Below are 26,926 nucleotides of genomic sequence, written 5' to 3' on the forward strand. Positions count from 1 at the left end.
ATGCTCGAGGTCCTCTTGGGGAACGTGCCGCTCTTGCTCCTGTCGGTGGGGCTCGTACTGATGGCGCTGGAAGCCCTCTCGCCCGGTGCCCACCTCATCGTCATCGGCGTCGCGCTCGTCGGCGCAGGGCTGCTCGGCGTACTCTTCCCACCCCTGGCCGACGTACTCATCCTATCGATGCTGACGCTGGGGATCGGACTCGCTGCAGCGTACGTCTACAACGAGTTCGACTTCTACGGCGGCAAAGGGACGGCACAGACTTCCGATTCGGGATCGCTTGCCGGTGTGACCGGCTACGCCACCAAGGAGATCACGACTCGCGACGGCGAAGTGAAACTCGACGAAGGCGGCTTTGCACCGTACTACAGCGCGCGGACGACCAGCGGAACGATCGAAGAAGGCGAGGAAATCATCGTCCTCGACCCCGGCGGCGGAAACGTCCTCACGGTCGAATCGATGGGCGCTATCGGGGAGGACGAAATCGACCGGGCGCTGGCCCGGGCACAGGAACAGTCCCAGGAGGCCGAGACGGAGCCAGAAGGACTCGAGTCCGACGAATCCACGAATCCGAGTGACAGTCGCTCCGCGAGCGGAACCGATACCGATCCGGAAGTCGAGACCGAATCGGAAACGTAACCCGGCCCGTTCTCGTCGATCGACGACTACGTCGAACATAGTAACAGTCCGCCGGACATGTCGATCAGACAAGGGAACGTTTTTCACTTCACCGCCATAAAGACAGGATATGGTCGTAGAACTGTTCCCCATGCAAACCGGCGGTGCACTGCTGTTCGTCGGAGCCCTCGTCCTCGTCGTCGTACTCGCCGCGCTACTCAGCGCGATCGAGATCGTCGACGCGTACGAGAAACGAGCCCTGACCGTCTTCGGAGAGTACCGTAAACTCCTCGAGCCGGGTATCAACTTCGTCCCGCCGTTCGTGTCGAACACCTACCGGTTCGACATGCGAACGCAGACGCTGGACGTCCCCCGGCAGGAAGCGATCACGCGCGACAACTCGCCCGTGACCGCAGACGCGGTCGTCTACATCAAGGTGATGGACGCGAAGAAGGCGTTCCTCGAGGTCGACGACTACAAGAAGGCCGTCTCGAACCTCGCCCAGACCACCCTGCGTGCCGTGCTGGGTGACATGGAACTGGACGACACGCTGAACAAACGCCAGGAGATCAACGCGAAGATCCGCAAGGAACTCGACGAACCCACCGACGAGTGGGGGATCCGCGTCGAGAGCGTCGAGGTCCGTGAGGTCAACCCATCGAAGGACGTCCAGCGCGCGATGGAGCAACAGACCTCCGCCGAGCGGAAGCGTCGTGCCATGATTCTCGAGGCACAGGGTGAACGCCGCAGTGCCGTCGAGAAGGCAGAAGGTGACAAGCAGAGTGAGATCATCCGTGCACAGGGTGAAAAGCAGAGCCAGATCCTCGAAGCACAGGGTGACGCGATTTCGACCGTCCTGCGCGCAAAATCCGCCGAGTCGATGGGTGAACGCGCCGTCATCGACAAAGGCATGGACGCCCTCGAGAATATCGGCCAGAGCGAGTCGACGACGTTCGTCATGCCCCAGGAGCTGACGTCGATGGTCGGTCGCTACGGCAAACACCTCTCGGGCAGCGACGTCAAGGAAGACGGCGAGCAACTCGAGAGCCTCGACTTCGACGAGGAGACCCGCGAACTGATCGGCCTGGACGACATCGCCGAAATCATCGGCGAGATCGACCAGGAAGCCGAGATGGACGTCGAAGCGATGGAACAGGAGGCCCAGGCGATCAAGGAAGGCCAGGATCCGTCGAACATCTCCGACCCCGAAGAAGTCATCGAGGAGATGGATCAGGACTTCCAGGAAGCCGAGCCAGCAGCCGAAGAGACGCAAAACGACTGATCGACGGCCCGATCGTCGAACCGTCCACAACCGACCGTTTTCCGTATTTCACCCTCGAGAGCGCCCGGAGTGAGATCCACGGCAAAGACAGGTCGAAAACCACGACTTTCACGGTTCAGTGACGGAAGTCGAGCGAAACCTGTTTTACGTCGGATCCCCTTTCGGGTTGTAGACGGACATGACATCGCCTGACGGGGTCGACGACGACAAACGTGCGACCCTGCGCCGCTTCGCCGCCCTCGGTGCCGCTGCTCCAGTCGCCGGCCTCTCCGAGAAAGCGTCCGCGACGGAGGAGACGGGAGACAGCGACGCGCGGGACGCGATCGCTGGCTACCTCTCGACGACGCCCGGCGCACACTTCTCGAAGATCCGCGACGATCTCCAGCTCGGGACCGGCGAGACCCAACACCACCTGCGACGTCTCGAGGAAAGCGGTGCGATCGAACGCTACAGCGACGGCGATTACAAGCGATTCGTCCCGGCCGGCCGATTCGACGAGTTCGAGAAACGGGCGCTGGGCTATCTGCGCCGGGAGACCGCACGCGGGATGTTGATCGAACTCCTGGCCACACCAGAGGCGACCGCCGGCGACCTCGCGGACGGACTGGACGTCTCGCCGCCGACGGTCAGCAAGTATGCAGGCGAACTCGAGGACGCAGGGCTGCTCTCCCGGGAGGATGGCTACGCGGTCGAACGGCCCGAGACCGTCCTGTTACTTGTCGTCCGGTACGCCGATTCCTTCGGCGAAGGTGCGACTCGTCTCGCGGGCAACGCCGCCCAGTTGCTCGAGTACGAAGGGTAGTGGCGGTCAAAGCCTGAACTGATTGAGCGAATCCAGCAGTGTCGGTCGATTCTCCCCATCAGTCGACGCTTGGTACGGGACTAGTTACGCGACAATTTCGAGTAACTCAGTGAGTGACTCGAGTTCGTACGTCGCGTCGGCGGGACGGTCGAGGTCCCGGTTGTGTGGTCGTCGAACGAACGCAGTCTCGAGTCCTGCGGCCGTGCCCGCGACGACGTCTTTCGGCTTGTCGCCGACGTAGAGCCCCTCGCTCGCGTCCAGTTTCGAGAGCGTCTCGTCGAGATAGTAGGTGTCGGGTTTCCGGCGACGATAGCCCTCGAGCGTCGGGTCGCGGCCACGGGCGACGTCGAACTCGAATCCGAGGTGGTCGGCGACGAACTCGACGGTCTCGTGGCGGTTGTTGCTCACCAGGCCGGTCGTCGTCCGCCTCGAGAGGTCGCCGATCACATCGACGTCGTCGTACAGGCCGCGCTCACCCGATCGAATTCGGTCGTGGGTTCCCCGCGAAGCGTAGGTCTCTTTCAACTCCCAGAACCGGTCGGGATCGATCTCGAGTTCCTCACAGCGGTCGACGACCGTCTCGGGGCCGCCGTGTCGCAGCTCCGTTCGTTGCGTTTCGGTCGGATCGGCCCCGAGTTCGGCGAGTGCGGCGTCGGCCGCGTTAGCGTAGACGCTCGGATCGGTCCGTGGCCCCTCGAGGACGATCCCGTCCATATCGAAGAGTACGATCATCAGTTTCCGGGAAGGAGATCCGTGTGAACGACGGCTCGATACTGGTCGTTGGTCGCCTCGTCGACGCGCTGTAGCAGCGCGACTGCGTCAGGCATCTCTGCTGGCGTCTCGAAGGGGTCGTCCGGTTCGTCGGCGCGTTGCTTGCAGAGTTTGACGAACGCCCGGAGCGTCTCGTCGGTTCCCGGCGTCGCGTAGACGACGCCGACGTCCTCGTCGACCGTCTCGAGCCAGTTCTCGAGGACGGTTTCGGCGGCGAGACGCGTCGACCGCTTCTGCTCGACCAGATCGTCGGCGTCGATTGCGTGATCGTCCAGGACGTCGTCGAAAACCGCCTGGAGTTCGTCGGCGTTCTCCTCGAGATACGGCGCGTCCGCCTCGGCCTGGATCAGTCGGTCGAACGCCTCGAGTTCCCGGCGCCGGGCCGCGACGGGGTAGACGAAGTCGTGGGTCTCTTTTGGGAGGGTATAAGAGTGGCCCTCGACTCCCTGTTCGCCGGGGCCCGACCGCCCAAACATCAGATCGAGTATTCCCATAGCTGAAACAGACAGGCTGACTCGAATAAGTGTTCGGACGATGGGGGCATACTCGAGACGGTGACGATCGTTTTCTGGTAGTTGTTGGTCTTTTTCTGGTCTGAAAGCGAAGAATCAGGTGACTCTGTGAGGACCAATCGCATCACGCCACCGCTACTGACTGACGGAGAAGCCAAAATTTATACAGACACTAGACAAACCCTCGACAGATGCCCTCCACTGACGACGCGTGGACGTGGACGCGCCGTCGCGTACTGACCGCTTGTGGTGCTGCAGTCGCCGTCGGCGGCCTCGCGGGATACGGCCTCGGAGCCGGTGTCTTCGCCGACTCGCCCGAACCGACGTCGCTCGACGTTTCGCCGGCCGACTGGCCCGCTCCGCACCGCGATGCTGCACACACACGCGCCGTGCCCGTCGAGGCATCTCCTGGCTTCGACGTAACCGAACGATGGACGGCGTCGTTCCACGAACCCATCGCGCTCGTCGCAGCTAACGGCGTCGTCATTGTCGTTCGCAAAGATGGCTCCGTTACCTCCCTCGCTGCCTACGACCTGCTAACCGGCGAGGAACGCTGGCAGTATCGTACGATGGCTACGGCTCCGCAACGAAGCATCTCACCCGCTATCGGCGGAGACACCCTGTTTCACCCGTTCGACGACGTCGACGACGGCGACGGAGTCGTGACCCGGGCGCTGGCTACCGCGGACGCGAGTCACCGATGGGCGGCCGAACCGAACCACGCTCACAGTCTGGTTTCACACAACGCCGGCGTACTGATCGTCCCCGACGGCGACGAACTGGTCGCTCTCGACGCCCACACCGGCGAGGAACGCTGGCGATCGAGACTGTCCGACCACCCGCGGTCGATAGCCTCCGACGGCGATACCATCGTGACACACGCCGGAACCGACGGTCGACTTCTCGGACTGGACGCCGCGACCGGCGACCAGCGGTGGGAAGCCGACGTCTCCGACCACTTCATTGAACACGAGGATTTCAGTGATAGCATTCTGGGCCAGTTCGTCGTCGGCGACGATCGCGTTTTCGTACACACGTGGAGTGGGCTGCTTCTCGCTCTCGATCTCGATTCCGGGAGCGTCGACTGGACGGCAGAATCGACCGAACCGTTTACTCCGGAGCTGATAGCGTCGGACGGGGAAACGTACGCACCAGCGCGACTTCGTCCGGTCGCGTTCACCGGCGACGAATTGCTGGCGGTCGACGACTACTCTCCGGACGATACCGCGTCGATTTGCACCATCGATCCGGCGTCGGGAGACGAGTTGTGGGCGTACGATACCAGCGTCGACGGATCGCTCGAACTGGCCGTCGGTAGCGAACCAGCCGCCGATACTGATCCAGCCGTCGGTGGCGATGTGGTGTACGTGCCCACGCCCGACGAATTGCGGTTGCTGGATCTCGAGACAGGTGAGGAGGAAAGTGTCGTTGACCTCGAATCGGAGATAGAGGCCGTTGCGCTTGCAGGTGGGTATTGTCTCGTGGCTACGTCCGCCGGTATCGTCGCGCTGGAACGGTCCACGTAAGCGAATTACGCGAGCAGGGAGAGTCTGGACCGTCCCGCGTTTCTGCCGGACGAGTTGGTGGCTACCATTCGTCGCCGAGTGCCGCTTTCGCCCCGCCGTAGCCGCTCGCGGTCGTCCACGTGCGGCCGCTGTCGACGTGTTCGGCCTCGTAGGAACCGCCACAGGCACCACACCGGTACCGGTCGGGAGATTTCACCGGTTTCGAGGCGCGATGACGCCTCGCTCGCCAGTCGCAGTTCGACTCGAGACACCGGAGGAGATAGCGTGGGTCGGCAAACGCCTGGCAGTGTCGCGGCGCGTCGAGTTCGGCCGCCCGCTCGTGGAACCGCTTCCCGTGGCCGGACTCGCCGAACTGCTGGAACTCCCAGGCGTGGACGAGTTCGTGACGGACGACCGCGGCAAACGCCGGCCAGTCGTAGCGTTCGTAGGCTCGTCGAGCGAGAACGATCGTCGCCACCTCGCGATCCGCGTTCCACCGGCACGCGCCGGCGCGACGTCGCGCTCGCGAGGAGACGTCCCACTCGAGGCTCTCGAGGTCGACCGGAAGGTGGTAGTCGCCGTCGCCGTTCGCGACTTCTCGAGCGTGGATTCGGGCACGGGCGACGATTTCGTCGACAAGCGTCGGCGCGTCGCTGCTCACGGCTCGAGGATCGAAGACGGAGCCCGAAGCTTTTGCGGTCTTGCTGGCCCGGTTCCGGAGTCCCTTTGCCGACGTACCGTCACGAGTCGCGTATGAGCGACCTTTCCGTCCCGGAGCCGCGACCGCTCGAGCGCGGCGAAACCGTCCGGCCGTCCGTGCTGGTGATGCCGGCCGTGGCCGAACCGCCGCTCGCAGAGCGAAGGCCGTGGCTCGAGTCTCACGAGGTCGTCGACGCGATCACCGTCCCGGGCTGTTACACCCCGATCTACCTGACGAGCGACGAGATCGCGATCACGACGACCGGAATCGGCAAGAGCGACGCGGCGACGACGGTGGCGGCGTTGCTTTCGAATTCGGCCGTCGACCTCTCCGCGGCGTACGTCCTCTCGACTGGGATCGCCGGCGCGCCGCCAGCAGAAACCGCACTCGGTTCGGTCGTAGTCGCCGACGCCGTCGTCGACTGGGATCGGAAACATCGGTGGGACCGCTCGGACTCGAGCGAGGCGTCGTCCGCGACCGACGAACCCCCTATCGACCGACTGGCCTATCGTCCACGGGAGTACGTCCACCGCCTCGAGTCGGATCTCGTCGATTCGGCACTCGCCGTGGCGGAGTCGGCCCCGCTTTACGAGGACGACGACGTGCTCGCCTACCAGAACCAGTATCCGGACGCCCCCGATTCGGGACCGGCCGTCAGGACGGGGACGACGGTCTGTGGCGACGAGTTCTGGCACGGGCCACGTTACGCACGCGAGGTGGAGTGGCTCTGCGAGCAGTACGGCGTCGCCCCCTACGTCACGACCCAGATGGAAGACGCGGCCACGGCGACGGCACTCGAGCGATTCGGTGCCCTCGAGCGATACCTGTCGATTCGTGCCGTCGCGAACTACGACCGGCCGGCGCCTGGCGAGTCGGTGGAGGAAAGTTTCGACGGGACCGACGCGAGCCTCGAGTTAGCGATCGAGAACGCAGCGACCGTGGGATCGGCGGTAGTTGGGGCGCTGCGTGCGGAAGATCCGCTCGGACTGTTCGGGTAGAAGGAAGCAGTTCGTCTATGGCCAGTCGTCTCTGACCTGTTCGGCGTCGTCCTCGTCTTGCTCCGTGTGTGTCGCGACGACCCAGTCGGCGGCCTCGGCCGCGTCCTCGAGGGGGAGATACTCCCAGTCGACCTCCTCGGCGAGTTGTTCGTCCTCCTCGTCGACCCCAATGTAGACGTACCGTTCGGTCTCGAACTGGTCTTTGACGCCCTCGAGACTCTCGCGTTTGCCACGGGGACCGGAGAAAAAGTCCTGTCGGACGCGGTTTTTGCGCGTGAAGTTCGTCACGACGTAGGTCGGTTTCTCGGAAACGACGCCGATGTACTCGGTCCATCCTCTGGCGTCCTCGAAGACGCTCTCGGGCGAGGCGAGTTCCTGCAGTGCCTCGAGTTCGAACGCCAGGGTCATGTCCGTGTCGCCGTTCATACGGGATCGAACGCTCGCACCGGGGAAAACGGCTTCGATACGCCCCTTCGTGGGACGGCTCGACGTGGAGAAAGCGCCGTTTCTGCAGTTCAACTGCTGTCGACCAGGAAGTAGTCGGTGAAGACGGCGACGGTTCCTTCCTCGAGGCTCGTTTCGCTGGCGGGAACCGCGTTCTCTGCCTCGACTACCTCGATGAACTCCTCGAAAGCGTCGGTCTCGAGTTGGTCGACGTGACGAACGGTCGCGGTCGGATCGATCGACCTGGCGTCGTACCGTCAGATGCTGGCCGCAGAGGTCACTGTTCGACAGTTTCGCTACAGTGTGTATTGGCACTAACTGACGTCACCTGTCTCGAGGGTTTCGCGGTGGAGTGCGATTTTCGGCCGACGCGGACGAGGCGTCAGGTTGATAGCGCGAGAGTCCGTCGGATTAGCTGAACATGCCGTCCGCTCTCGCCGCACCTGTCGTCGACTCGAGCGAAATCGTCGCCCTCGAGTCGACCGGCGTGGCCGCGTTCGCTCCCGCGATGGTCGGCAGCGTCGGGCTGGCGGACGCACTCGCCTGGATCTCGATCGGTTCGTTCTTCGCCGCCTTGCTCTTCCAGTGGCGCGGTGAGTCCGACGTAGCCCGTCGGCTCGGAGCCGCTGCCTGGGTGCTTTTCGGCGTCTTCTGGCTTACGATGGTGCCGTACTACTACGGCGAAGTACAGAGCCCGCTGCAGACGGTGCTGGCACTGGCTGCGCTCCCGCTGTGTGCCTACACGGGGTATCTCCTCTTTGCGGGCCGGCAGTCGTTGCTCTTGCTCACCAAGGCAGTCGCGTTCATGGGTCTGATCTACTTGCCGGCCGAGACGATCCCGTTCGTTCGTGCGTGGTTGATCGAGACGACCGCGGCCCAGACTCACTACGGAATGGAACTGCTCGGTCACAGTCCAGGCCTCAGTGAGGGTGCCAACGGCTACGAGAGTCGCTTCGACTTCGACCCCGACGAGACGGTCACCGGGCGGACGACCTACATCATCATGGCCTGTACGGGCCTGGGGAGTATGGCCATCTTCGGCGGCCTGATCGCGTCCGTCTCGGCCCCGATCAAACGCAAACTGACGGCCTTCGCGCTCGCGATCGGCGTCATCTGGTTCCTCAACCTCTCGCGCAACGTCTTCATCGGATTGGCCTCGCCGTGGGGCTGGTTCCAGCAGGACTGGCTCGTCTCGTTCATGACGACCTACATGGGAGCCGAGGCAAACCGCGTCTCCTATCTCGTCGCACACAACTACATCTCCCAGTCGCTGTCCGTCGTCGCGCTGATCGGGATCACCTACCTCATCGTCAAGATCCTCCCCGAGATACTCGCGCCACTCGAGGAGGTGCTCTACATCCTCTCGGGTACCGACTACGACCTCTTCGAGGCGCTCGGCAAAGAGGAGTATCGACCCGAGCAACCCAGTTCGGGCGTCTCCGCCGATTGACCCGACCGTGACGACCACAGACGTCTACGTTCCGTTCTCCGCCCTCGAGCGGGCCGCCTTCTTCCCCGACGCCGACGCGCTCGTGATCGCCGACCTCCATCTCGGCCGAGCCGTCGCCTCGAGCGTCGACGCACCGATCGACGACGGCGAGGACGTACGCCAGCGACTCGCTGACCTGCTCGAGCGCACCGATGCCGCGACTGTCGTCGTCGCCGGCGACCTGTTACACTCGTTCGATCGCGTGCCACGCGGCGTCGAACGAGACCTCGAGGCACTCGAGGCGACAGTCGACGACCGAGACGCCGACCTCGTCGTGACGCCGGGGAACCACGACACGATGCTCGAGGACGTTTTCGACGGCGAGACGGCCGACGAGTACCGTCTGTCCGACGGCGAGACGGTCGTCTGTCACGGTCACGAACCGCCAGAAATCGACGCCGAGAGGTACGTCGTCGGCCACGACCATCCGGCCCTGTCGGTCGACGGCCGGAAACTCCCCTGTGTTCTCTACGGCCCCGGCGTCTACGATGGCGCGGACGTGCTCGTGCTCCCGGCGTTTACCCGACTCGCTGGCGGCGCGACGGTCAACGGGATGTCCGCTCGAGACTTCCAGACGCCGCTCGCGGGAGACGCCGACGCCTTCTATCCGGCAGTCCGGGACGAAGAGAGCGAGGAGACGCTGTGGTTTCCGCCGCTCGGAGAGTGTCGGCGGTTGCTGTGAATCGTCAGTAGAGACAGCGCCCTGCAATCTCGCGTGTACACGGCTCGAGTGCTACGACTTCGCCCAGTGCAGAGACGAAGAGCCGGTCGTCGGCCACCGCGAACGGTGCTCGTTCGGTCACGTTCGACTGGATCGACGCAAACTCGAGTTCCTCGCCCGTGTCGGGATCGAGAACGGCCACGCCGTTTTGCCTGTCCCGTCCGCCGCCGGTACCGACGTACAGCAGGTCGTCGGTGACTACGGGTCGTGTCCCGGTTGGATAGCCGGATTCGGACTGTCGCCACCGCTGCTCGCCGGTTTCGGCGTCGCGAGCGACGAAGGCCTCGAGTCCCTCGCGGGCGTAGACGGTCCCGTCGGCGACGGCGAGTTGTCGCCCGGATCGGTCCCCGTCGCCCGTCCGCCGCCAGCGTTCGTCGCCAGTCGCCGCGTCCAGCGCAGCGACGAACGAGAGTCGGTCGTCGTCGGTCTCTCCGGGGACGAACACACGGCCATCGGCGACGGTCGGCGGGCCCGTCGCCGGAACGTCGGTCTCCCACTCGAGTTCGCCCGTGGCAGCCTCGAGTGCGACGACGCGTTCGCCCAGCAACGAGACGTAGACGGTGTCGTCCGTGACTGCAGGTGAGTACGTCCAGCCGTACTCCAGCGAATCTGGGACGTCGTACCGCCAGCGGACGTCGCCAGTCTCGTCGTCGACAGCGTACACTCCCTCCGACGTCTCCGTGCCTCGAGTGATCGATGCCGTCGAGACGAAGACGGTGTCACCGGCGACGACTGGCTGTCCCGAGACGAGATTACTGCCGTTCGGAACGCCGTCTATCGGACAGTGCCAGCGGCGGTCGCCCTCGAGCGTGAAACTGTGGAGGCCGTCGAATGCGAGGACGGACAGCGAGCCGTCGGCGGCGACCAGCGAGTCGCGGTAGAGAAATTCGGATGTCGACTCGTCGTACTCCGTCACGGTGAACCTCTCGAGCGTCTCACCGGTAGCAGCGTCGAGGACGCGGACGACGACGTGCTGTGAGCCGTCGTCTTCGACTGCTGGATGGCAGACGTACAGCCGTTCGTCGACCAGTACGGGTGTGGAATGCACGTACGCGTTTCCTCGAGGAACGTCGGCTCGCCACGACGTCGTGAGCGAGGAGCCAGGCCCGTCGCTCTCGGGTACGAAGCCAGTGTTGGTATCGTCGTATCCCGCACGTGGCCAACGTCCCGTAACTGGATCTTCGTCACCGAGACAGCCGGCTATCGTTCCGAGACCGCCGGCAGCCAGCGTAGCGAGGACGGCTCGTCTGGAGGGCATTACGTCTTGCAAACTGATTGGCAAGAAAAAAGGACAGCGATTACCGATCAGGACGCGACGAGGACGACCGCGATCACGGCGAGCAACAGTCCGACGACGTTCGTCGGCGTGAGCGCGGCGTCGAAGTAGAGAACGCCGACGATCGCGGGGATAACGAAATAAAGCGCCGCGATCGCCGACACGATCGCCATGTTGCCGTGCGTAAGTCCGGCGTAGAAACTGATCGTTCCGACCGCGAGAAAGGCACCCGACAGCAACGCGAACACGACGTCGACTCGACTGCCGACGATGGGCCGTCGCGTCGCGAGTACGTAGCTGCCGACGATCCCGAGACTCGCCACGTACGAGAGCAACACCGCGTTGACCGGCGTGAGCGACCGCGTCGCGACGCCTGCCGCTACTGCCCAGCCGCCAAACAGGAGCAACGCACCGACTGCGAGTACGATCGAGATGCTGGTCACAGGACACGGCTGTGCGTTCGTGCAGAAAAGACTCTCGCTCTCGAGAACCCTTCACGTCCCAACACTTCTGGCGATTATCGGGAGAGATCCTCGAGTACGGCCTTCGCCGCCTCCTGCCCGCTTTCCATCGCACCCTGGATCGACGACCAGTGGGTGTAGTCGCCGGCCAGGTAGACCGGACCGTCCGGATCGCGGGTACCGGGCAGGTCGTCGTGGATACCCGGTGGCTGGTCGAACTGGGCGAACGGGACGCGTTCGGTGTGGACGTGCTCGAATCCGTCGAGAGAGCGTTGGGGATACCACGACTCGAGAGCCGATCGACTCCGGTCGGCCAGTTCCTCGTCGTCGGCGTCGGGCTCGCCGAGGTAGGTTCCGCTGAGCAGGATTCGATCGTCGGGTGCGTACTCGGGGGCAACCTCGCTGTGGGGGACGATCTGGTTCGGCCCGTCGTCGCCGGCGTTCAGCAGGAGTCGCTTGCCGGTCTCGAGTTCGACCCGTTCGGGGAGGGTGTAGTACTGGGTGACACAGCCACGGCCGTCGGTCGGGATCGCGTCCACGCCGGTGAGGTCGCGGGCGGTCGGCGGGTCAGTCGCGACGACGACCGCGTCGGCCTCGTGTTCGCCGTTGCTGGCCCGTACCGTCACACTCGAGTCGTCGACGGTCGAGACCGACTCGACCTCGTCGCCCGTTTGGATTGTCGCTCCCTCGTCCCGTACGCGGTCGGCCAGTTGTGCCGGAATCGCACCCATTCCCTCGGCCGGAACCGCGATCGATCCCGTCGCGAGCGTCCGGAACGTGTACTCGAAGACTCGCTTCGAGGTCGACAGCGACCGATCGAGCGTGATCCCGCCGTAGAAGGGTTCGACGAAGTTCTCGAGGAACCGATCCGAGAACCCTCGATCGCGAAGGTAGGAGTCGATCGACTCGTCGGAGCCGCGGAATATCTCCTCGAGATCGGTTCGTCGAAGCGTCCACTGGAGGCGTGCGACGCGAAGTTTGTCCGAGAGGGAGACGTCGGGGTTGAAAAGCGTCGCTCCCAGCGCACTCGGCTCCCGGAGCGGATCCGAAAGCGTCGAGCGGTGGTTCGGCCGGGCGATCGTCGCTCCCGGCGAGAACCGACGGAGATCGAGGTCGTCGAGGTCCAGTTCCCGCTTCACTGCTGGATAGTCGGTAAAAAGCACCTGGAACCCGCGATCGAACCGGAAGCCGTTCCGTTCGACCGTCCGGACGCGGCCACCGACCGTCTCCGCCCGTTCGAGAAGCGTGACCTCGAGGCCGGCACCTGCGAGATGCCGTGTTGCGACGAGTCCAGCGAGTCCGCCACCGACGACGATCGCGCGCGAAGTCGACTGCATGGCCGAGAGTTGGTGTCGACGATATAAAATCGTGGACCAAACCACGCAACGTTACAACTCGAGATCGAACGCCCAGTTCACGACGAGCGCCAGGAACGCGAGCACGAGCAAGCCGCCGAGGAGGGCGAAGGAGACGCCCCAGCCGAAGACGTCCGCGACGAGGCCGACCACAACCGATCCGGACGACGCCGTGACGAGGTAGACGGTTCTGACGAGGCCGAAGCCGGCCCCGCGTTCGGCGTCGCCGAGAACGGTCAGGAACCGCGGCAACAGCGCGGCCTCGAAGCTCATCGCGATCCCGAGCAGGGCCAGGCCGACCGCCACGGCGACGAGTCCCTGACCGGTGATCAGCAGGCCGATCCCGACTGCGCCGGCGAGCAGACAGCCGGCAGTCGCCCGATCCTGGCCGAACCGGTCCGAGACGACGCCGACGCCGACCTGAGCGATCCCCTGAGCGACGAAGTAGGCGGAAAAGCCGGTCGCCGCGAGCGTCGGCGAGTACTCGTGATGTGCCATCAAGAAGACCGGCAGGAACGACGCTACACCCTGCCAGACGAACTCACCGACGATCGCGATGAACAGGCTAAATGCGATCACGGGACGGGAGAGCAACTCGAGGACCGACTCGAGTTCGATTCGGTCGCGCATCGATTCGTCGGGTCGCTGGGGTTCCGTCGGCCGGACGAAGAGATAGATGAGGACGAACGAGGGGACGCCGACGGCGACGGTGAGCGCGATCGCCGGCCGCCAGCCGTAGGTGACACCCACCCACGCGACGACGATGGGGGCGACCAGGCCAGCGACCGTCGCGCCCGAATTGTGTATTCCGATCGCGGTGCCGACGTTGTCGTGGATCCGTGAGAGAAGCGTCGTCGCGACGCTGTAGTGCAGGCCCGCGACGGCTCCGAGAACGAGCGTCGCGACGACGAAGGCCGGGAACGCCGGTGCGAGCGCGATAAAGAGGCTCGCGGCCGCGGTTCCGCCGACCGCGACCAGGATGGTCTTTCGCTCGCCGAACCGGTCACCGATCACGCCGCTCGGGTACTGCGTCAGTCCGTAGGCGAGCCACATCCCCGTCAGCGCGGCCCCGATGACGGCGTTCGAGACGTCGAACTCTCCGGTGATCTCGGGGACGACCGGACTGATCGCGAGTCGTCCGAACATCACCACGAAGAACGCGAGCGTACACAGCAGGAGGACGGTATTTCGGTAGCGCCAGCGCATCATCGATGACTTTCCCTCGTGCCGCCTCGAGCCGACTGGACTCGAGGACGGCGTGTTCGATCGTCAGTCACGCGAGATAGTCAAGAAAGTAGTGATATTTACGTCGTCAGCGTCGTTCGCCGTACCGGTACAGCAGGATTGCGAACGACGCTCCCAGGAGCGGGAACGCCGCGAGGATCGTGAACGTCCCCCTGATCGAGGTCACCTCGAGCAGGTAGCCGGCGATGGCCGCGCCGGTCGCGCCGATGCCGAAGACGACGAGGTAGGTGTAGCCGTAGGAGAGGCCCCGGTCGCCGGGGGGACTGTACTCGGCGATCGTCGCCTGGTACATCGGCTGCAGGGAGAAAAGCAGGAAGCCGAGTACCGCGCTGACGAGCAGAAGCGTCGTCGTCCCGGCCTGGGCTGCGGGAACGAATAGAACGGCGACGACGGCGAGTGATCCGAAGATGACCGCGAGACCGGTCTCGGTCGGGATCCGGTCAGTCAGTTTCCCACCGACGTACTGGCCGCCCATACCGACCATCAGCAGGCCGGCATAGAGGTACGACGCAGGATCGAACTCTTCTGCCATCGGACTGTCCGGATCGAATAGCTGCAGTTGTGCGGCCACGTCCGGCAGGAAGTCGCTCAGGACGTCGGGCAGGAAGGTCAACGTTCCGCGGTAGAACAGGCCGTTCATCATCACAACGACCATCGCGAGCGTGAACCCGAGCGTAAACAGCGCACGGCTGTCGGTGATGAACGCGGACAGCGAGCTCGGACTGTCGTTTTCTTCGTCCTCGAGTCCGCCGTCGGTTTCGACGGCGGCAGTCTCGTCGAAACTTGCGGTGACGGCGTAGGCGATCGCGATCACGGCCGGGAGGACGAGCAGGGCAGTGACGAGTCGCCAGTCGAAGAACAACAGCAACACCGCCGTCAGCAGCGGGCCGAACGCGATCCCGAAGTTGCCGGCCATCCCGTGGTAGGCGAAGCCGGTTCCTCGCTGTTCGACGCCGGTCGAGATCAGCGAGAGTCCGGCGGGGTGGTAGATACTCGCCGCGATCCCCCAGATACAGAGCGCGAGCGTGATCGTCACGATTCCCTGGGCTGCGCTCAACAGGAGGAACGAGCCACCCATTCCGGCGAGACAGGCGAGGACGAGTTCCCGCGAACCGAACCGATCGACGAGAACGCCGGCCGGGAGCGCGCCGATACCGAACAGCCCGTAGCCGACCGCGACGGCAGTCCCGAGGACCGCCGTCGTCAGGCCGAACTCGCCGATCCAGATGACCATCAGGATCGGAATCGAGAGCTCGTAGGTGTGAACGACCGCGTGCGAGATCATCACGAATCCCGTGATGGACCTGTCGTTTTCGGTCATCCCACCCGTCTGCTCCGTACTCATATGTGATCGACAGACAGGGTGCCTCTCAGATAACGATTGCTAAGTTCAGGCCCGTGGACCGCTTCTACCGGCAAAGATTGAGAGTACCGGACTTCCTCACGGTTCGTTCATCCAGACGCTCGCCTGTGGTTCGTAAGGGTCGGTCGGAATCTCCACGAACGTCGGCCCGTCGGTTTCGACCGCCTCGCCGACGGTCTCGATGATTTCGGCCGGCGTCTCGGCCCGTTTCGTCTCGACCCCCATCCCGCCTGCAACCGACTGGAAGTCGATCGGCGTCGCTCCCCAGCCGTACTCGCCGGCATCCATCCGATAGCTGCGCTCGGCTTCCTCGCTGATGATCGCGTAATCGTTGTTGTCGAGGACGACGACAGTGATATCGAGTTCTTCCTCGGCGATCGTGTGGAGTTCGTGGACGCACATCATGAGTCCGCCGTCGCCGGTGATCGCGACGACGTCCTGGTCCGGGTTGGCGACGGCCGCACCGATCGCCGACGGGACGCCGGTCCCCATCGTCGCCCACGACCCGGGGTTGACGTAATCGCGTGGCGCGTAGGCATCGAACGCAACCAGTGTCCACAGCCGGAACCCACCTGCGTCGACGGCGACGACGCCGTCTCGTGGGATCGCCTCCCGGAGCGCCTCGATCGCGCTGACGGATGTCAACGGTGGTTCTTCGACCGCAGCCAGTTCCGACAGGCGATCCGCGATGGCATCCTGCGTTCGTCGCGCGCGTTCGACACCAGTCTCGTTTCGAATCTCACAGTCCACGAGTTCGCTCTCGAGTGCCGACAGCGTCTCTCCCGCGTCGGCAACGATCGACACTGTCGGCTCGTACCCCGTCCCGACGTCGGACGCCTCGAGCGTAACGTGAACGAGATCCGCTGGCACGTCGATCGACCAGTTTTTCGTCGTCACCGCGTCGAAGTCGGTCCCGACGCCTAGTGCGGCGTCGGCCTCGGCGATACACTCCTTGATGGCCGTCCCGCTTCCCCCACAGAGAGTGCCCGCGGACAGTTCGTGATCGTCGGGGAAGACACCTTTGCCCTTGTAGGTCGTGATCACCGGTGTCTCGAGACGTTCCGCTACGGCCCGTAGTTCGTCGCTCGCGTCGGACGCGCGGACGCCCCCGCCCGCGATGACGATCGGTGCAGTGGCGTCCGCGAGGAGCGCGGCGGCCTCCGAAACCTTCGCTTCGGGAGCGTCGCCAACCGACGTCGTCTCGCTCTCGCCGGGTTCGGCCAGCGGCACGTCCATCGGGAGGAAGTTCTTCGGGATCCCGATCCGGACCGGACCCTTCGGTGCCGTTCGAGCGATCCGAATCGCCCGCTCGAGTTCGGCGATCGTACTGTGTGGCGTTTCGACCGTGATATTCTCCTTGACGACGTTGTCGTAGGTATCCGTCGGCGTCTCGTGGATGCCGTCACCGCCTCGTATTTCGGGTTCGGTCTCGACTGCGATGTGAACAATCGGCGTACAGTCGTTTTTCGCGTTCTTCAGGCCGTTCATCGCGTTCATGTCGCCCGGACCCGGGATGACGACGGTCGCGGCCATCTCACCGCTGGTCTCGGCGTACCCCCACGCCTGGTGGGAGACGGCCGTCTCGTGGCGTGCCATCACGAACTCGACGTCGTCGCGCTCGCTGATCGCCTCGTTCAGCGGCAACGTCTGCTTGCCGGGGATGCCAAACAGCGTCTCGATTCCCCCGTCTACCAGCCGATCGATGACCGCCTCGCTGACTCGCATACGGGAACATCGAGAGACGGGAGCCTAAAAGATACGGACCATACTGACGCCGAAACTACCGTGCGGATACCGGCACACGGTTCGGTACGGGTTCCGGTTCGGCAATCCTTAATAGGACTACCCGCTATCTTGCTGTATGGAAGACATTTTCGTGGCACGAGTTATGTCGTCGTCACTTCACACGGTACGGCGAGACACGCTCGTCGAAGACGCCGCACAGGTGCTGCTCGAGAACGGAATCAGTTCGGTTCTCGTCGTCGACGAAGACGGCGGACTCGAGGGAATCCTGACGTCGACCGATTTCGTCGATATCGTCGCCCAGAGCCGCCCCAAAGCCGAGACGACCGTCGAACGGTACATGAGCACGGACATCGTCACGGCGTCGGCCCAGGACAGTATCCGCGACGTCGCGGACCTGATGATCGAACACGGGTTCAAACACGTCCCTATCGTCGACGAGGACGAAGGTGCGATCGGTATCGTCACGACGACCGACCTGGCGTCGTACCTCTCGCGGCTCCAGTCGCCAAGCCCCGAGGAGTAACGGTCGGCAATCGAGTCAGTAGCGAGAGAAAACGCCGGGGGACCCGCGCCGAACCAGGCTCCGATCGCGTTCGATCAGTCGCCGTCGCCAGCAGTATCGGAGCCGCCAACTTTCTCGTGTTTGTGTAGCAGGGACATCTTTTCCTCGAGGTCGAACCCATTCCGGTCAGCCACCCGAACGCGGTAGGCGTATCCAAGTGACGCGACCAGTACGATAGACAGCATGACGACGAGCGCCGATGGAGCGCTGGCAGCGACGAGTACCATGAAGACGAACGAGATGACGACGTTCCCGACGGCGACGAACTTGAGGACGGGAAGTGGCAGCCTGTAGAACGAGTGTTCGTAGCGTTGCGGGAACACTCGTGGCAGGTTCCACAGCGCGACGCCGCTGATCATAAACGAGAGGAAGATCCCGGTGACGATGAGTACGACGAGCCAGTCGAGGAACTCGACTGCGGTTAGTCCGTCGAAGATCCCAACGAACGGTGCTGCGACGATGGGCGGAATCCCCATGAGGATAACCGATCGATGCGGCGTCCCGAACCGGTCGTGAATCGCCGCGAAGTAGCCTGGCAAGAGTTCGTCGCGTGAGGCGCGCATAATCGTCCGCGAGTACGACGTATAGAGCGTGTTTACCGTCGTCACCGCGGCGACCAGCGCCGCCAGCGCGATGAACACCAGTGCCAGATCGGGTAACGTCCCGAACTCGGCACCGACGGCCGCGAGTCCGCCCTCGACCGGACCGCCCGTTTCGGGATCGACTGCGCCACGCCAGGACGCACCGCCAACGAGCGCGACGACGATCGCAACGGACATCACGGAGACGAACGCCATCCCCACGGCCAGGACTCGCGGAATATTCTTGACGGGATTCTCGAGTTCTTCACCGATCTCGATGATCATCGCGAATCCCTGGAACGGGATATAGAGCAACACGATAGCCAGGAAGAAGGGTGTGAGCCCTTCCTCGAACGGCTCACCTTCGCCGGCCGGGAAAAGCGGATCGAAGTTACCGGCGTCGAACGAGGCGGCTCCACCGAGGATGAACGTTACCATGCCGGCGATCAGAACGCCGACGAGCGCGATCTGTACCTTCGTCGTGATCCGGATCCCGACGTAGTTGATCACGAGGAATGCTCCGAGTACGGCCCACACCGTCAGCACGGTGTTGACCCCGACGTCGATCGGGAGCACCTCGATGAAGACGGGCAAGTACTGGGCAAATCCCAGCGCTGCGAACAGGAGATACGCCCACACAGCCACGACTGGAAGTAACACGTTCAGGAATCCCCAGAAAGGTCCGACCAGTCGCGAACCGTAAACGTATGCACCTCCAGCGACGGGAATCGCACCGCCGAGTTGTAACAGTTGCAACACCCCAAACACCATCGGAACGATCGATATCAGGATCGCGATCGTGATGCTTGGACCGGCCTCCGCAGCCATCTGCGTTGGCACCAGGAAGATACTCATCCCGAGTGCAGTTCCAACCAGCAACACGATCGCCCCGAGCGGTCCCACCGCTTCCGTAATCAGTTTAAATTCGTCTTCCGTCACAGCGTATCACATCTCGTTATGGGAACCATAGTTAATTAATATGGTGTTTTACTTACCATCGTTATATGAATTGACTTCCATATATAACAGAACGCCCAGAATATGTCTGTTCAGGTTTCTGATGTAGATTCGGGCCGACTCGGGACTGGAACTGACTCGTTGTCGTTCGAATTGACGCCGGACGTTCGAGAGTTAACTGTCGGAATAGGGTTTACATTTGTGGCAACACGATCGCCGTTAGTGTGAATGATGCTAAACGTCGGCCAGAACAATAAATAGTCTAAACTGAGAAGCGTAGACTGGTCTCACGAGACTGCGTGCCTCTGACACACCACTGCTGTGAGACCTCTTTTCGAGATGCGGAGTGACAAAACCAGCGTACCAAGTGATATAGTGCCTCTAATCCGTTTTCGTCGGATTTCTACCAGCGTCTTCAGGTAGGCACAGAGTCCGCCCACGTGTGCATACTACTTTCCGGCCGGGCAGTCGCTGGCTCGCGTGTAGTGGAGCCAGTACCGAAGTTGCGTCCGTCCGTCTGACGGTTGACAGACGCACGTCAGTAAAGGGTCCCCCTACTTTATAGGTAAGAATCTGGCAGCGATGAGCATGCCATCGGAGAACCCGATCAGTTTCGAGATTGCGGAAGAAGTCGCCGCGTACGAGGGAACTCGTGTCGAAGACCTCCACCCGCCACTCCACGACGCTATCGACACCGATGCACTCGACGCGATGTTTCGGTCGTCCGGTGCCGATCGAATACTTCCGTCGGTCGAGTTTACGTACAAAGGATACACGATTCACGTCGATAACTCGTCCGAGATTACTATCAGGGACCGTGCTCCGACAGCCGAACCGACGAAGGAGACGGCGTAACGAGTGCGAAGATGTACTCGTCCCGGAAACAGCTGCGGAACAGATTCGCTCGTAATTGTCTCGCCCCGGTCGGTCACTGACGGTCGATTGCTCGTCGACACCTGATTCGAATACCCGTCGTCCAGTGGTGATAGTTGCTGTAGACTGGCTTTCGGTGACACACTCCTTTGTATCCGCCTCCTCTGGGTACTAGCAATCCGAGTCTGTTATGCCGTGACGGACCTCGTAGCGATCCGATCGAAGTCGGGATGTGGTGCAAAAACCGCTAGCTTACTGGGTTACGAGAGGAGGGGAGTGTTTTCTCGAGTTTCACCCACCTAACAGCCGGTTAATCTCCACATTCGGTCCGACGACGAATTCGTTATTATTTGCTGAAACGTCTCTTTGACCGATTTTCCATCTTCCATTCCAAGCCGATAATGACACATTTACTGACTCTTCATCGAAAATTTTATTCAGGAATCCCTGAATGATCCGGCTACCCCTACCCGGAACCAGAGTCGCCCTGATCGACGATGCGTTGGATGTGCCGACAACGGTTGCCGCTCGGTGAATCGGCTGCTAATCAACCCGATCGAAACTAACCCAACAAAATAATACATGACACGCGAACCTCCATATCGCGAGAAAGCACGTGCAGTGTTTCTAGCCGCGATTATGGTCGTGTCTGTCGTTGCAATGTCCGCCGCGTTCGCGGGCACGGCAGTGGCAGCAGATAATACGACGGTAGAGATCACTGAAGAAATAGACGAAGACGGGAATATCGAAGCGAACCTTACCAACGGCGAATTAGATGATGGGGAAAACGTAACCGTCTACGTCACTGCTGAAGACGAAGACGACGCCGAACTTGCCGATGAAGACGTAGCCCTCGAGGGTGATGAAGACGAGGATGAGGCCACGGCGTCCGTGAAACTCACCGTCGATACTGATGGACTCGATGACGGCGATGACGTCACTGTCGTCGTCTACGAAGACGACGAGCACTCTGAGCAGGCTGACTACGCAGTAACCACCTTCAACACCGGTGATGGTGAATTCGAGCAGGACTACGACGATGCTGGTCCTGTATGGGACGGTGATGCAGATAGTCCCGCTTACATCGGTCAGGAAATCACGATCACGGATGACGAGTTCGAAGGAGAGCATGACGTAAGCTCCGTCATCCTATACGAAGGTCCGGCCAGCCTTAGCGATCCAACTCACGAAACGTCGATCGAAATCCACGACGCAGACGAACACGACGACCTCACCACGGCATGGGGTACGTTCGAGACTGCTGATCTCGAGCCCGGCGAAGCGTATCACTTCTACATCGACGAAGATGACGAAGGGTGGGAGCACCCCAGTGACTTCCACGGCGCTGAATTCTGGACTGACGAAGAAGACCTCGACGTCGACTTCCAGCGAAACACCGTCACCGAGGACGGTGAGGCCGAGATCAAATTCGACTCGGAGCGCGAAGAACAGTACATCAACGTCACCAGCGAAGACTTCGACGGCGAGGATCTCTATGAGATGTTCGTCGACCACGACGAAGATTCCTACCCCGGTGACGCCGACCACTACACGGACGACGTCCTGACGCTCAAGAACCTCAACGTCAACGACAACACGTCGGAGTTCTACGTCAACTTCGACGGTGTCGACGCCGGTGAGTACGAGTTCGAGTTCGAAACCACCGACTCGCTCGCGTGGGACAACGCCACGATCGAAGTCGTCGACGCTGACGAGTCCGTCGACTTCGCCGAGCAATCTTCCGGTGAAGTCGGTGACGTGATCGACATCAAACTCGATCTCGAGTACGCTGAAGGAGGCGCTGTCCAGATCAGCGAGTACGACGAGACGTACTTCCAGGCCGCTGTAGAGTTCGAGGCCGAAGATCACAACGTCGACGAGGCGGTTATCCAGTTCAACGCCAACAATCCCGACGACGAGGAATCGTGGCGGGTTCACCCCGACTACGACGACGAGATTGGTCTGATTGATGATGAAAAGTACGCAAACGCAACGTTCGACGGAGCACTCGGCGTCCACGACTACACCATGTTCGCCGGACAGGGACTCAACGAGTCGGACGCAACTCCTGTCGTTGACCCCGAGACCGACACGGAGTTCTTCTCCGTACACGAGCGAACCCCGGTCACTGACGTGACCACCTCGATCGCACCGATCGACTCGAGTCTCGACGACTACGACGACTTCAACGAGACGACCGTCACCGAGCAGTCGGAAGTCGCTGACGGCGACGCTCTCCTCGTGACGCTCGAGGACTTCGGTCTCTCCGGTGTCCTCCAGAGTGAGAACACGGTCGCCGACGAACTCGCTGATGGCCACATCGACATCTCGCTCGTCGAACAGGACCCCGGTCCGAACGTCGACGCGCAGACCTGGACGATCAACGAGACTGATGCTGACGGCGATGACGACGTCCACCAGATCAACGTCAGCGCCGTCTACACTGACCTCGAGCACTACGACGGAGATCTCGTGCTCCAGCTCGAGTACGACGAAGACGTCATCGACGAGGAACTCGAACTTGGCGAGTACGACCTGACTTACGAGGTCACTGAGGATAGTCCGTACATCGCTGACGAAGACGACGAAGTCGAGATCGAGACTGAGTTCGAGATCGTCGAACCGGTCGTCGAGTGGGACCACACGGTTGAAGAGGTGCCAAATGCCGAGGACGCTGAAGTGAGTGGTACGACCACCACTGCGCCCGGTAGTGAGATCAGCACCGATGCGCGTTCGGCCGGTAACTTCACCGAAGCTGCTGACGCCATCGTCGAAGAAGGTGGCACCTTCACCGCTACGTACGACTTCAGCGATCAGGACCCAGGCATCGAGTTCGAGCTCGGGGCCTACCACGACGACCGAAGCAGCTACGATTACGACAACGACAAACTCGAGGACAAGGTCGATGCTGTCCTCGTAGACGCTGAGGAACCACTGATCAACCTCCACGCCAACGCACCTGGTGAGGTCGAGGTCGGTGACGCTGCTGCACTCGACGTGACCGTCAGCAACGACGGCGGTGCTGCTGACGACGTTAACATCACCGTCACGATCGACGGTGAGGACGTCAAGGACGATAGCACTACGCTCGACCCCGACGAGGAGTGGAGCGATAGCTTCGACTTCGACACGTCCGAAGAAGCTGACATCAGCTGGGAAGTCACTGCTGGTGACAACGAAGACAGTGGCGTCCTGAACGTCGAAGAAGAGGCTGTCGACGACGATGACGACGACAGCACGGACGACGATGACGACGATGACGACGACGCAGACGAGACGCCCGGTCTCGGCGTTGCAGTCGCAGTCGTTGCCCTGCTGGCAGCCGCCATGCTGGCGCTGCGCCGCCAGGACTAACTGACTGAATCCGGTTCACTTCGGATTTCAGTTTCGCCGCATTTCGCTTTTCTTTCGACGAGAAATGACCCGATACCTGACGAGTTATCGCCACTGTACCAGTCGTGACTATTCCAAAGTCTCGCTCGTGAAGAGACCTGAGAGTGGCTATCGGTATCGAGGATGCTGATTTACGACATCCCATCGAGTCCACTTCTTCGCGCCGCTCGCGGATTTGCTCGCGGCGCAGAATAGTGGACTCGTCGGGAGTCACGCGAGCGAAGCGAGTGTGACTACGGAGAGTCCTCAACTGAACGAGCGAAGCGATGTGAAGAAGTGGACTCGTCGGGATTTGAACCATAGGAAGACGGTCGCTCGCTACGCTCACGGCTTCGCCGTTCGCATCGCGGTTCTCACTTCGTTCCGAATCGCGCCCCGCTCGCGCTGCGACTTCCAGGGCTTCAAATCCGACTTCGACGACGATTCGCGCCGCTCGCGGATTTGCTCGCGGCGCAGAATAGTGGACTCGTCGGGATTTGAACCCGAGGCCTCTTCCTTGCGAAGGAAGCGATCTACCACTGATCTACGAGCCCGCACCCGTTTCTAACCCGGCGTCTCTATTTGTAGCTTGTGTTTCGCGGGCAGGTCGTGAGAGGCCACCACGCGACCTTTCCGCTCGCTTCGAAGCTTCACACGATCGATCGGCTGTCTTTATCCCACCTGCAACACTCGAGCGCGCCCTGCAATCAATCCGAGGAAGAACCCGGTGAAGTGGGCGATCAGTGCGACGCCGGGCGCTGCGGTCGCGAGCGTGACTGCGATTGCAAGTCCCGCGAATACGAGGATCGTGGTCCACCGTGGTATCTCGATGGCGGACGCGAAACCGGCGGAGAGTCGGTTCGAAGCGGCGAGATATCCAAGTAGTGCGAAGACGGCTCCACTGGCTCCCAGTACGCCGTCGGTCGGCGTCGCAGGGATCAGTGGCATCGCTGCTGCCGCTCCGGTCACGACGATCTGGGCGATTCCGGCGAATGCTCCCATCGTCACGAAAAACACGTGGAATCGTAGTCGAGTCGTCGCCCGTGCGACGGCCCAGCCGAAGAGGACCAGTGCGAGACTGTTCGAGAGAAGATGGGCGAGTCCGTCGTGGGCGTAGACGCTCGTTACGATCGTCCACGGGTTCGCCGCCAGCGGCGGCGTGAGGACGAATAGCCCCGTCATTACTCCCAGAAGCGCAGCGATCCGTTGCAGTAAAAAGACGACGAGAAAAACGGCGAGCACCTCGAGGATAGGGCTCCCGGATCCAGCAGTGTTTCCGGTCGCGCCGGCCCCGCGCTCGGGTCTCGAGTTGGGGGTTGCGTCCGACGGCGACCGCGTCCGCGGACGGTTTCGGTTCCCGTTTGACATACACGTACTGAGGTGTCGAGAAACAAAAGTCTACACGGCTTACGCAGGTCAGCCCGGAGGAAGCGGGGGGTTTCTCGAGTAGGGGAAAGATACGGAGGTGATGGCTGTGGCTACTGGTGTAGAAAACGTGAAAAAGTTGAATCGGCGAACGGCGATCGGATCTAGTCTTCGAGGACGATCTCGATCGAAACGTCGTTTGGCACCTGAATGCGCATGAGCTGTCGGAGTGCGCGTTCGTCGGCGTCCAGATCGATCAGGCGCTTGTGGACGCGCATCTCCCAGTGCTCCCACGTCGCGGTGCCTTCGCCGTCAGGCGACTTCCGCGCCGGTACCTCGAGGGTCTTGGTCGGCAGCGGGATCGGACCGCTGAGGTTGACGCCGGTGTTGTTCGCGATCTCGCGGACGTCGTCGCAGATGTCGTCGAGGTCGTCTGGACTCGTGCCCGCGAGTCGAACGCGTGCCTGCTGCATTTATTTCTCGTTGACCTCGAGGACCTTCCCGGCCGCGATGGTCTGACCCATGTCGCGGATCGCGAAGCTCCCGAGTTCGGGGATCTCGCTGGACGGCTCGATGCTGAGGGGCTTCTGTGGTCGGATGGTGACCACAGCAGCGTCGCCCGACTGGATGAAGTCGGGGTTCTCCTCGGCGACCTCGCCGCTCGAGGGGTCCATCTTCTTGTCGATGGATTCGATCGTACACGCGACCTGGGACGTGTGGGCGTGGAAGACCGGCGTGTATCCCGAGGTGATGACCGAGGGGTGCTGCATGACGACGATCTGAGCCTGGAAGGTTTCGGCAACCTTTGGCGGGTCGTCGGCCGGACCACAGACGTCACCACGGCGGATGTCGTCCTTGCCGATGCCGCGGACGTTGAATCCGACGTTGTCACCGGGCTCTGCTTTCGGCACCTCTTCGTGGTGCATCTCGATCGTCTTGACCTCGCCACCGACGTCGGATGGCTGGAAGACGACGTCGTCGCCAATGTTCATGACACCGGTTTCGATACGTCCGACGGGGACGGTACCGATACCGGAGATCGTGTAAACGTCCTGGATGGGGAGTCGGAGCGACGCGTCCGTCGGCGGCTCCGGCTCCGGCAGGGCGTTGAGGGCCTCGAGGAGGATCTCGCCGTCGTACCAGTCGGTGTTGTCGGAGCGCTCGGCGATGTTGTCGCCTTCGAACGCCGAGATCGGAATGAACGAGGCGTCGTCGGTGTTGAACTGGACCTGCTTGAGCAGCTGCTCGACTTCTTCGACGACCTCGTCGTACGTCGACTCCTTGTAGTCGACGACGTCCATCTTGTTGACGCCGATGATGAGTTCGTCGATACCCAGGGTGCGAGCCAGGAAGACGTGCTCCTGTGTCTGGGGTGCGACGCCGTCGTCAGCAGCGACGACGAGGACGGCGTTGTCGGCCTGGCTCGCGCCAGTGATCATGTTCTTGACGAAGTCGCGGTGACCAGGACAGTCGACGATGGTGAAGTCGTACTCGTCGGTGGAGAACTCCTGGTGGGCGATGTCGATGGTGACACCACGCTCTCGCTCTTCGGCGAGGTTGTCCATGACGTAGGCGAACTCGAATCCGCCCTTGCCTTTCTCCTCGGCTTCCTCGCGGTGCTGTTCGATGACGTGCTCGGGTACGCTCCCCGTCTCGTAGAGGAGTCGTCCCACGAGCGTACTCTTCCCGTGGTCAACGTGACCGATGATGGCCAGGTTCTGGTGTTGTTCGCTCATTGTTGTAGCTCACGCGCAGAGGCGCTTATATCGGTCTCTTTCGCTCGTTGCGGTTAAAACCATTTCGAAAGCGTATTCGATTCACCCCGTCGCCGTCTTGCGGTTTGTGTCTCGTACACACGGAACGTGCATGACGACGGGTCGTTATCGATCGGCGACGTGGTGCGCTCTCGAGCGGTGAGACGAACCGGGTCC

At 62.2% G+C, this 26,926-nt stretch carries 24 protein-coding genes and 1 tRNA gene; 10 read left to right on the plus strand and 15 right to left on the minus strand.

Annotated elements, in window-relative coordinates; genetic code table 11:
- From BLR35_RS02405 to BLR35_RS02415, 3 genes are all read left to right on the plus strand, one after another.
- On the plus strand, positions 1-636 hold the full coding sequence (locus tag BLR35_RS02405) for an NfeD family protein (protein ID WP_090376823.1): 636 nt from the start codon (positions 1-3) through the stop codon (positions 634-636).
- A gap of 109 nt (positions 637-745) precedes the next feature.
- A complete protein-coding gene (locus BLR35_RS02410) occupies positions 746-1,897 on the plus strand; it encodes an SPFH domain-containing protein (protein WP_090376826.1) in 1,152 nt (383 codons plus the stop codon).
- 178 nt (positions 1,898-2,075) lie between these two features.
- The gene (locus BLR35_RS02415; RefSeq protein ID WP_090376829.1) at positions 2,076-2,699 is read left to right on the plus strand and encodes a winged helix-turn-helix transcriptional regulator; all 624 of its coding nucleotides are present in this window, start codon (positions 2,076-2,078) and stop codon (positions 2,697-2,699) included.
- Positions 2,700-2,783: 84 nt separating this feature from the next.
- On the opposite strand, the gene BLR35_RS02420 is transcribed toward BLR35_RS02415, so the two are convergent.
- Positions 2,784-3,434 (minus strand): HAD family hydrolase, encoded by a 651-nt coding sequence (locus BLR35_RS02420; protein ID WP_090376831.1) that lies wholly within the window; start codon positions 3,432-3,434, stop codon positions 2,784-2,786.
- Positions 3,431-3,964, minus strand: a complete 534-nt coding sequence (locus BLR35_RS02425) for a hypothetical protein (protein WP_090376834.1) — start codon at positions 3,962-3,964, stop codon at positions 3,431-3,433. Before BLR35_RS02425 ends, BLR35_RS02420 begins: the two co-directional genes overlap by 4 nt.
- 209 nt (positions 3,965-4,173) lie before the next feature.
- On the opposite strand from BLR35_RS02425, the gene BLR35_RS02430 reads away from it, so the two are divergent.
- A complete protein-coding gene (locus BLR35_RS02430) occupies positions 4,174-5,508 on the plus strand; it encodes a PQQ-binding-like beta-propeller repeat protein (protein WP_090376837.1) in 1,335 nt (444 codons plus the stop codon).
- A 61-nt stretch (positions 5,509-5,569) separates the two neighbouring features.
- Here the strand turns inward: BLR35_RS02430 and BLR35_RS02435 are convergent, their stop codons facing one another.
- The gene (locus tag BLR35_RS02435; RefSeq protein ID WP_090376841.1) at positions 5,570-6,148 is read right to left on the minus strand and encodes a SprT-like domain-containing protein; all 579 of its coding nucleotides are present in this window, start codon (positions 6,146-6,148) and stop codon (positions 5,570-5,572) included.
- A 92-nt stretch (positions 6,149-6,240) separates the two neighbouring features.
- Between BLR35_RS02435 and BLR35_RS02440 the strand changes: the two genes are divergently transcribed.
- Positions 6,241-7,185, plus strand: coding sequence for a phosphorylase family protein (locus BLR35_RS02440; protein ID WP_090376844.1), 945 nt, complete (start codon positions 6,241-6,243; stop codon positions 7,183-7,185).
- A 15-nt stretch (positions 7,186-7,200) separates the two neighbouring features.
- On the opposite strand, the gene BLR35_RS02445 is transcribed toward BLR35_RS02440, so the two are convergent.
- Positions 7,201-7,611: a DUF7124 domain-containing protein gene (locus BLR35_RS02445; RefSeq protein ID WP_090376847.1), complete on the minus strand. Its 411-nt coding sequence runs from the start codon at positions 7,609-7,611 to the stop codon at positions 7,201-7,203.
- 439 nt (positions 7,612-8,050) lie between these two features.
- Here BLR35_RS02445 and artA point away from each other — a divergent pair, with 439 nt between their 5' ends.
- Positions 8,051-9,079: an archaeosortase A gene (gene artA, locus BLR35_RS02455; RefSeq protein ID WP_090376850.1), complete on the plus strand. Its 1,029-nt coding sequence runs from the start codon at positions 8,051-8,053 to the stop codon at positions 9,077-9,079.
- Positions 9,080-9,086: 7 nt separating this feature from the next.
- Positions 9,087-9,800, plus strand: a complete 714-nt coding sequence (locus BLR35_RS02460; protein WP_090376853.1) for a metallophosphoesterase — start codon at positions 9,087-9,089, stop codon at positions 9,798-9,800.
- A gap of 4 nt (positions 9,801-9,804) precedes the next feature.
- Here the strand turns inward: BLR35_RS02460 and BLR35_RS02465 are convergent, their stop codons facing one another.
- From BLR35_RS02465 to BLR35_RS02490, 6 genes are all read right to left on the minus strand, one after another.
- Positions 9,805-11,097 (minus strand): outer membrane protein assembly factor BamB family protein, encoded by a 1,293-nt coding sequence (locus BLR35_RS02465; protein ID WP_090376856.1) that lies wholly within the window; start codon positions 11,095-11,097, stop codon positions 9,805-9,807.
- A 47-nt stretch (positions 11,098-11,144) separates the two neighbouring features.
- Positions 11,145-11,558, minus strand: coding sequence for an EamA family transporter (locus BLR35_RS02470; RefSeq protein WP_090376859.1), 414 nt, complete (start codon positions 11,556-11,558; stop codon positions 11,145-11,147).
- A gap of 74 nt (positions 11,559-11,632) precedes the next feature.
- Positions 11,633-12,913, minus strand: a complete 1,281-nt coding sequence (locus BLR35_RS02475; protein WP_090376862.1) for an NAD(P)/FAD-dependent oxidoreductase — start codon at positions 12,911-12,913, stop codon at positions 11,633-11,635.
- A gap of 51 nt (positions 12,914-12,964) precedes the next feature.
- Positions 12,965-14,137: an MFS transporter gene (locus BLR35_RS02480; protein ID WP_090376865.1), complete on the minus strand. Its 1,173-nt coding sequence runs from the start codon at positions 14,135-14,137 to the stop codon at positions 12,965-12,967.
- Between the two features lie 106 nt (positions 14,138-14,243).
- Positions 14,244-15,521, minus strand: coding sequence for an MFS transporter (locus BLR35_RS02485; RefSeq protein ID WP_090376868.1), 1,278 nt, complete (start codon positions 15,519-15,521; stop codon positions 14,244-14,246).
- A 96-nt stretch (positions 15,522-15,617) separates the two neighbouring features.
- Complete coding sequence (locus tag BLR35_RS02490; protein WP_090376871.1) at positions 15,618-17,264, minus strand: thiamine pyrophosphate-binding protein; 1,647 nt, start codon at positions 17,262-17,264, stop codon at positions 15,618-15,620.
- A gap of 136 nt (positions 17,265-17,400) precedes the next feature.
- Between BLR35_RS02490 and BLR35_RS02495 the strand changes: the two genes are divergently transcribed.
- On the plus strand, positions 17,401-17,808 hold the full coding sequence (locus BLR35_RS02495) for a CBS domain-containing protein (protein ID WP_090376874.1): 408 nt from the start codon (positions 17,401-17,403) through the stop codon (positions 17,806-17,808).
- A gap of 74 nt (positions 17,809-17,882) precedes the next feature.
- Here BLR35_RS02495 and BLR35_RS02500 read toward each other — a convergent pair whose 3' ends face one another.
- Positions 17,883-19,367 carry an APC family permease gene (locus BLR35_RS02500; protein WP_090376877.1) on the minus strand — a complete coding sequence of 495 codons (1,485 nt, stop codon included), beginning with the start codon at positions 19,365-19,367 and terminating at the stop codon, positions 17,883-17,885.
- 600 nt (positions 19,368-19,967) lie between these two features.
- Here BLR35_RS02500 and BLR35_RS02505 point away from each other — a divergent pair.
- A complete protein-coding gene (locus BLR35_RS02505) occupies positions 19,968-20,240 on the plus strand; it encodes a HalOD1 output domain-containing protein (RefSeq protein WP_244510170.1) in 273 nt (90 codons plus the stop codon).
- Between the two features lie 657 nt (positions 20,241-20,897).
- The gene (locus BLR35_RS02510) at positions 20,898-23,612 is read left to right on the plus strand and encodes a BGTF surface domain-containing protein (RefSeq protein WP_244510171.1); all 2,715 of its coding nucleotides are present in this window, start codon (positions 20,898-20,900) and stop codon (positions 23,610-23,612) included.
- A 500-nt stretch (positions 23,613-24,112) separates the two neighbouring features.
- Here the strand turns inward: BLR35_RS02510 and BLR35_RS02515 are convergent.
- The 4 genes from BLR35_RS02515 to tuf form a co-directional block, all read right to left on the minus strand.
- Positions 24,113-24,184 (minus strand) — tRNA-Ala (locus BLR35_RS02515).
- A 118-nt stretch (positions 24,185-24,302) separates the two neighbouring features.
- Complete coding sequence (locus BLR35_RS02520; protein ID WP_090376885.1) at positions 24,303-24,998, minus strand: rhomboid family intramembrane serine protease; 696 nt, start codon at positions 24,996-24,998, stop codon at positions 24,303-24,305.
- A gap of 161 nt (positions 24,999-25,159) precedes the next feature.
- Positions 25,160-25,468, minus strand: coding sequence for a 30S ribosomal protein S10 (rpsJ, locus tag BLR35_RS02525; RefSeq protein WP_076581152.1), 309 nt, complete (start codon positions 25,466-25,468; stop codon positions 25,160-25,162).
- Complete coding sequence (gene tuf, locus BLR35_RS02530; RefSeq protein WP_090376888.1) at positions 25,469-26,731, minus strand: translation elongation factor EF-1 subunit alpha; 1,263 nt, start codon at positions 26,729-26,731, stop codon at positions 25,469-25,471.
- Positions 26,732-26,926 lie beyond the last annotated feature (195 nt).

It is taken from the genome of Natronobacterium texcoconense, assembly GCF_900104065.1.
GTDB lineage: Archaea > Halobacteriota > Halobacteria > Halobacteriales > Natrialbaceae > Natronobacterium > Natronobacterium texcoconense.